This is a genomic window from Deltaproteobacteria bacterium (genome assembly GCA_009930495.1).
In the GTDB taxonomy this organism is placed as follows: Bacteria; Desulfobacterota; Desulfovibrionia; order Desulfovibrionales; family Desulfomicrobiaceae; genus Desulfomicrobium.
Window position 1 is genome coordinate 1 of sequence record RZYB01000222.1, and the last position, 3,660, is coordinate 3,660.

4 protein-coding genes are annotated in these 3,660 nt (G+C 56.5%); all 4 read left to right on the plus strand.

Features of this window, described 5'->3' with window-relative positions:
- Positions 1 to 12 precede the first annotated feature (12 nt).
- Positions 13 to 1,227: a terminase large subunit gene (locus EOL86_12840; GenBank protein ID NCD26461.1), complete on the plus strand. Its 1,215-nt coding sequence runs from the start codon at positions 13 to 15 to the stop codon at positions 1,225 to 1,227.
- Positions 1,224 to 2,474: a phage portal protein gene (locus tag EOL86_12845; protein ID NCD26462.1), complete on the plus strand. Its 1,251-nt coding sequence runs from the start codon at positions 1,224 to 1,226 to the stop codon at positions 2,472 to 2,474. The genes EOL86_12840 and EOL86_12845 overlap by 4 nt, the downstream gene beginning before the upstream one ends.
- Complete coding sequence (locus EOL86_12850) at positions 2,401 to 3,207, plus strand: Clp protease ClpP (GenBank protein ID NCD26463.1); 807 nt, start codon at positions 2,401 to 2,403, stop codon at positions 3,205 to 3,207. Before EOL86_12845 ends, EOL86_12850 begins: the two co-directional genes overlap by 74 nt.
- Before the next feature lie 40 nt (positions 3,208 to 3,247).
- Positions 3,248 to 3,660 (plus strand): hypothetical protein (locus EOL86_12855; GenBank protein ID NCD26464.1); only part of this gene is annotated, 413 nt, incomplete at its 3' end.

Sequence of the window (3,660 nt, forward strand, 5' to 3'; positions counted from 1 at the left end):
CCAGCCAAGGCCATGGCCGAACGGGGCAAGGGCTTCAAGCAAACTTTCGGGCTCACCATCGCGGCCAGTTCCATCTTCCGCGAAGATGGCCTTTCTTTCTTCAAAAAGCTGATCGGGAAGCCTGGTGAAGGCCAGTCCCCGCATTGCGCAATTCATGACGAGTTTCACGAGCACAAGACCAGTGAACAGGTTGATTCGATGGACACGGGCATGGGCGCCCGCCAAGAGCCGTTGCAGTTTATCATCACGACATCGGGCTTTGACACATCGAGCCCGTGCAAAGAGTTGGACGATTATGCTGCCAAGGTTGTTGAGGGTGTCTTCGAGAACGAACAGTTCTTCGCCCTGGCGTATGGCATAGATGAGGATGACGACTGGACGGACTTTGATGTCTGGAAAAAGGCGAATCCCAATTTCGGCGTCTCAGTCTCCGAGGAATACCTTCGCGGCAAGCTGGCCGAAGCCATTCAGCGCACCAGCCTACAAAACACGGTCAAGACCAAACACCTCAACTGCTGGGTGAACGCTGGCGTCGGCTGGATCAACATGGCGAAATGGAACGCCAACGCCGACGAAGGGCTGGAACTGGATCGGTTTGAAGGCTGTCCGGCCTGGGTCGGCATCGACTTGGCTTCCAAGATCGACCTTACCGCAATGATGTTCCTGATTCGCCACGAAGATTGCTGGTATCTGTTCGGGCAATACTACCTGCCCCAGGACACCATCGACCAGAAAGGCAACGAGCACTATCAGCGCTGGCAAATGGAAGGCTGGCTTACTGGCACACCTGGAGCACGCACCGATTACGCCTACCTTGAGGAAGACCTGCTCAAAATTTGCGAGACTTTGCAGGTTCAAGAGTTGGCCTATGACCCACGCGAAGCTGAATACCTCATGCAGTCAATCCGCGAGCAGGTTTCTTTCCCCGTCGTTGAAATGACGCAGTCCGCCGCAACCCTGTCCGAACCCATGAAAGAGTTCGAGGGTGAAATTTGTGCGGGGAAGCTGTTGCATAACGGTGACCCTGTACTTCAGTGGGCGGCGGGTAACGTGATTCTCAAGGAATCACGGAATAAACTCTACTACCCGGCCAAGCAAAATGTACAGTCAAAGATTGACCCAATAGTGGCGGCTGTCATGGCAATGGCGAGGGCGAAGGCCCAGGTGGAAGACGAAGGGTTTGCAGGGCTTGTTGACGTCACACAATTCATAGGCGGGAAAGAATGAATTTTAATCCTTTTCGTTGGTTTTCCGGGTCAAAACAGCCCGCGAACGTCTATAAAGACGTGATTGCCGAGGAAAAGGCCATCGAATTGCTGTTTGGCGGCTACGGCGTGCCCACCACATCCGGAATGGTCGTGAACGAGCAAACCGCCATGCGGATCAGCGTCGTTTACCGCTGCGTGTCGCTCATCGCCGGGACCATCGCAAGCCTCCCGTGTGAGGTCTACCGTTATAAGGGCGGCAAGTCCGAGCTGGCAGAAGATCATCCCGCGTATTGGCTCCTTCACGACGAGCCCAACCCGCTGATGAGCGCCAACACGTTTTGGAAAAATTTTATCTGGTGGGCGCTGATGCGCGGGAACGGGTACGGGCTGATCGGACGCACGGAAGGGCTCCGGGCTCCGGTAGGCATCGCGCTTGTGAAGCCATCCTCTGTTTCCCCTGATCTCTCCCTGGACAAGACGCGGCTCATTTACACCGTGGCCACCGACACGGGCGAGACACGGCGTTTCGACCAGGCCGACATGCTCCACTACCCCTTCATCGGATGGGACGGGAAACATGGTCGGAGCCCGCTTGAGTGCGCACGCGAAGCCGTAGGCCTGGCCGCTGCCGCCCAGGAGTTCAACGAGCGATTCTTCAGCCAGGGCAACGCCGCCGACATCGCCATGGAGTTCCCCGGCAACGTCAACGACGACCAGATGAAGCGCATCCTCGACATTTACCAGCGCACCCGGAGCGGGATGGAGAAGCAGAGGCTTCCGCTCATCTCAACCGGCGGCGCGACCATCAAGCGCATCGACTTCAACGCCGAAGACTCGCAGCTTCTTGAATCAAGATCCTTCCAGGTCGAAGACATTTGCCGCTTCTACGGCGTGCCGCCTCACATGGTCGGGCACACTTCGAAAAGCACGTCTTGGGGCACTGGCATTGAAGAACAGACCTTGGGCTTTGTGAAGTTCACCTTGCGCGACATCCTCAAGGGCATCGAGCAGGAAGTGAACCGCAAGCTTTTGAAGAAGCAGAAATTCTACTGCAAGTTCAACCTGGACGCCCTGCTCCGCGCAGATAGCAAGGGCCGCTCCGAGTTTTACAAGGCCGCAGTGGGCGGCACGCAGAGCCCCGGATTCATGACCGTGAACGAAGTCCGCGCACTCGAAAATTTACCACCGCTTGATGGCGGTGACACGCTTTTCGTCCCGGTGCCAGCAAGTGCACCTGAGAAAAAGGAGGCAGACAATGCCGAATAAGATGACGGCAAGAACGGTCATTATGCAGGCCGAAGAGGACGCAAAAAAAAGGCTGGCGAACGGCTCGTCCATTCTTCAGTCTCCGCCTCCTGCTATCAGCGACTCCAAAGAAGAGGCTACCGTCTATGTTTATGACGCCATAGGTAGTTGGTTTGGGATCGACCCCGCATCGTGGGTCCCCGCGTTTAACGCCATCAAGGCCAAGAACATCCACTTGAGGATCAATAGCCCTGGCGGGTCCGTGTTTGACGCAGAAGCGATTTACAACGCGATTCGTGAGCATCCATCCTTTGTGACCGCACATATTGACGGGCTGTGCGCCAGTGCTGCTACGACCATTGCACTGGCCTCTGACGAAATTGAAATGTCGGAGGGTTCCATGTTCATGATCCATAATTCGTGGTCATGCGCCATCGGGAATTCAAGGGATTTTTTAAAAGAGGCGCAACTGCTCGACAAGGTGGATGAAACCATCGTCTCTCGATATGTTCAAAAGACCGGTCAGCGCAAAGATAATATTCAAAACATGATGATTGCCGAAACGTGGCTTACTGCCGCCGAGGCGCTTGAATATGGCTTTGTGGATAGAATTTTCACCGCCGCCGAGCCGGAAGAGGCCGACGACGCAGAAAACGCCATGGCTACCGTTGCCCCTGGCGTCAACGTGGCAAATGGCGATGCTGACAAGGCGAGACGCGAACGCGCCCTGCTGTTGGCTGAAATTGGGATGTAGCGGGAACCCCGCGTAACTCTAACCCCCATGAGGTAATCACATGGATATTCAGAAGCTGCGGGAGTTGAAGGCCGCGAAGGCCGAGGAAGCCCGCAAACTCCAGGCAAAGGAAGAATTTACGGCTGAGGACCAGGTCGCGTTTGCCGCGCTGGTTGGCGAAGTCAAGGCCATTGAGGCACGTATCCAGGCCGCGATGGAACTTGACGGGCTGACCGACCCCAAGGACGCGCTGACCGTCGCCGCGCAGGCCTCCGACATCCAGATCGTCAACCAGCCGCCAGTCTACAAGAACCTTGGCGAGCAGATGCTTGACGTCGTGGCCATGACCACCGGCACCGACATGCGTGCGAAGTCCGCAGCTGCCGAGCGCCATCTGAAAGTGGTCAACGCCGCCTCGGGCGGAACCACCGGCATCGACTCCGAAGGTGGCTACCTGGTCGAAACCGACAAGGC